At 59.4% G+C, this 3,540-nt stretch carries 3 protein-coding genes; all 3 read left to right on the top strand.

The genetic code is table 11. The annotated features are described in order from the left end of the window. The first annotated feature begins 112 nt into the window (after window positions 1-112). Entirely contained in the window at window positions 113-1,030 is a 918-nt protein-coding gene (locus tag AB1609_18290) for a Gfo/Idh/MocA family oxidoreductase (GenBank protein MEW6048397.1), read from the top strand. Window positions 1,031-1,448: 418 nt separating this feature from the next. Further along, a complete protein-coding gene (locus AB1609_18285) occupies window positions 1,449-2,699 on the top strand; it encodes a sugar ABC transporter substrate-binding protein (protein ID MEW6048396.1) in 1,251 nt (416 codons plus the stop codon). A gap of 283 nt (window positions 2,700-2,982) precedes the next feature. Continuing rightward, window positions 2,983-3,540, top strand: a 558-nt coding sequence (locus tag AB1609_18280) for a sugar ABC transporter permease (GenBank protein ID MEW6048395.1), incomplete at its 3' end; no start/stop codon positions are given.

Here is a 3,540-nt window from a genome sequence, read left to right as displayed (position 1 = left end):
GGAGGTCTTCGCCCGGGTCGGCCTCCACTCGCTTGTCTCGATGGGTAGACAGAAGGCCTCGCCCTGAAACGACAGCAAATGGCTTCATAACGGCAAATCGGGCGACTTCAAGTTGAGCAACTTCGGCTTAGTGTCTATCTGCACGCCTCCTTACCTGCACGCGCCCATTGCCCTGGCCGCGCTCGGGGCGGGTAAGCACGTCCTGGTCGAAAAGCCCATGGCTGCCTCGCTGCAGGAGTGCGATGAGATGATCGCGGCGGCAGCCAGGGCGGGGCGCCTGCTCTCGGTGGTGTTTCAGAACCGGTTCAGCCCCGACATTTGGCGGACGAAGGCCCTGGTCGACAGCAGACAGTTAGGACGCTTGATCTTTGGCAAGTGCGAGACGGTCTGGTACCGGGGTCAGAACTACTACGACGTCGCATGGCGGGGTACCTGGGAGACCGAATGTGGTGGGGCGATCATGAACCACGCCATCCACTCCATCGATGCTTTTCTCTGGGTGATGGGGGAGGCTGCAAGCGTGTACGCCGACATGGAAGCCCTGGCCCACGATATCGAGGTCGAGGACATCGCCATGGCCATCGTGCGGTTTCGATCCGGTGCCATGGGCCAGGTGATCGGCACCGTTGACGGCCACCGGGACTACGTGGCTATGGAGATCAACGGCGAACACGCCGCAGTGGCTGTGCCCTGGGAGCTTTCAGCTAAGCTCCCCGATGGACGCGGATTCCCGGTACCCAATGCAGCCCTGGTGGATCGTCTGGAGCAGTACGCCAACTCTGTCCCCTTGCCCGCTGCCACTGGACACACCGCACAGGTAGGTGACCTACTACGGGCAATCCGCACCGGTGGCCGCCCGCTGGCGGACGGGATCGAGGGACGCCGCAGCATCGAGTTCATTACCGCTGTGTACAAGTCGGCTACCACAGGGGAGCGGGTCAACTTGCCGCTGGACGAATCGGACCCGTTCTACACAACAAGGGGGTTACATGGCGGCGTGAGGCGGCTGGCTTTGGGCAAGAGACCCTGATGCGGAGGTTGGCCGTAGTCGTGGCCAAGAATCTCTTCCAGAGAAGGGGTGTGGTGTACTCGCGATAACTAGCGAAGTGAAAGGCGAGGCGGTAGCGAGGGTGCTGGAGAAAGAGGGCAAAGAGAGCCGGCCATGCGGCTCGGTCGTAGGGGGACAGGTCTGAAAGACGGAGAATGAGGCGTCTCGCATCGTGTAGGTGTGATGGTGGTGGGGACCATGGAATGCGGAACGACACGGCAGCTGAACCGAAATGAATCGTGTGCCCATCACAAGGCTGGGTTGGACACATCCCGCGGGAGAATGGGAGGGCTTGACGATGAAAGGGCGCGCGAAGAACAGTTCTCGAGCGGCATGGTGGAGAGGAAATGCGGTACGACAAACTCGAACTGCAAGCAAGGGCCTGCATAGATGGGCCGTCTTGTTACTGGTCACTGCCAGCATCGTTTTCTCGGGGCTCTCTATTGCTTCTGCTGGTACGATCACCATCCGATACGCGTTCTGGGGAAACCCTGTTGCGCTCGGTGTCGAGAAGGACATCATCGATGCTTTTCACGCTGCCTATCCGGACATCAGAGTGGAACCGGTTGTGATGCCAATCTCTGAGTATCGGCAGGGGCTCATGACCTTAATCGCAGGTGGTCGGGCGCCTGACGTCATGAGGGTCGATTCCTTGTACCTACACGAGTTCGTCGCCCGTGGGGCGCTCTTGGACCTGAACGACCTCATCAAGCGCGATCGAATTCCTCTGGAGCGGTATTACCGCGTAGGCCTAGAGGAGGTCATGGTGAACGGCAGGTACTACGGTCTCCCATGGGGGACGGCGCCTTATTACCTATTTGTGAACACGAAAATGTTCAGGGAGGCGGGGCTAGCCTTGCCTCAATGGGACTGGAGGTGGGAGGACTTTGTTGCCGCAGCAAAGGCCTTAAGTGGAGGCACGGGCCCCAGCCGGCGGTACGGCTATGGTATGCAATACTTGTTCCCGGAGTGGCTTTCCTTCGTCTGGAGTGCGGGCGGGGACGTGTTTGACCAGGAGCGCACGAAGTTCACTCTCAATCAACCAGCGTCGGTGCAACGCATCCAAGAGATTGCGGGGTTGGTCCAACAAGGTGTCATCACTCCACCTGGGCAATTCCCTAACCCAGACGCGGTGACTCGCTGGATGGTGAACAACCGGCTGGCGATGCACTTGTCAGGGGCCGCGGGAATCCTGGCTCTTCAGCAGTTCCCGGACTTTGAATTCGAAGCGTTCCCATACGCTGGCGGAGCTCACCGGCGTACGACAGTCGTTAAGTCTAACGCAATTGGCATCAGTCCCACCAGCAAGAATATCGAAGCCGCGTGGACGTTCGTGAAGTTCCTACGGGCCCCTGGGATGCCTGGCGAGGAGCTCTATGTGAAGGCAAGGCGCGTGCCCCCAAGCGTAATCGACCCTTACCTGTGGACTCTGTTTGCCGATCCAACAAGGCCCCCAAGACGGATTGCTGAAGTAACTCAAGCCATCTCGGATTACTATGGGCGCAGGCTTCCGCTTCGGCCCGGCTGGGGGGACGTCGAAGCCCTCCTCAACCCAGAATTACAGGCCATCGCGCTAGGCGAGAAGCCTGCTCAGAGGGCGTTGGATGCCATCGCGCCGCGCGTCCAGGAGATCTTGGACCGCTCAAGGTGATGGAAACTCTTCACGCGACCGGATCAAAGGCCGGAGGGGCCGGTGAGCGCCCCTCCGGTGCCCCCACGAGACGCGACTTGTGAGTGTGCCAGGCAATCGACTGCAGGGTGGTTGTGGGAGCTTTGGTGATGCAGTCGATGAGGCACACGGTAGCCAAACCGTCGGTCAGTTATGGGCTACTACGTTTACCTCTTGCCGGCAATTCTTCGGGGGAGCCAAACCAAGGACTCGGTCCGCCGCGAAGGGGCGGGTTCCGACCACGTTCCGAAAGGTGCGGTGGGGCATGGCTAGGAATCCTCAGCGAGCCAGGGAGGCGCTTGCCGGATACCTTTTCCTGACACCAAACTTACTAGGCTTTGTCGCCTTTTCCGCGTTTCCGGTAATTGCCTCTTTGTTGCTTAGCTTCGCCAGTTGGGACCTTATCACTCCGCCAACACTGGTGGGTGGAGAGAACTACCGTCGACTGGCTACCGATCCGCTGTTCTGGAAATCCCTATATAACACAACCCTGTACTCACTTGGCACCGTACCGCTGACCATAACGTTGGGTCTCGTCCTGGCGCTGGCATTGAACGGCAAGACAAGGGGCTTATACTGGTTCCGTACAGCGTTCTTCCTGCCAGTGGTCGCGTCGAGTGTGGCCGTTGCCCTAATCTGGCAATGGCTGCTGGACACCGATATCGGCCTCATCAATTATGTGTTCGGCTGGATCGGCTTGGGACCGATCCCTTGGCTTACGTCGACTCGTTGGGCGATGCCGGCCGTCATAATGGTAGCGGTCTGGAAGACTCTAGGGTACAACATGGTCATTCTCTTAGCTGCTTTGCAAGAGGTGCCTAGG

The organism is Bacillota bacterium, assembly GCA_040754675.1.
Lineage (GTDB): Bacteria > Bacillota > Limnochordia > Limnochordales > Geochordaceae > Geochorda.
Note: the sequence above shows the minus strand (reverse complement) of the source record. Positions and strands in the feature narration are given on the sequence as shown.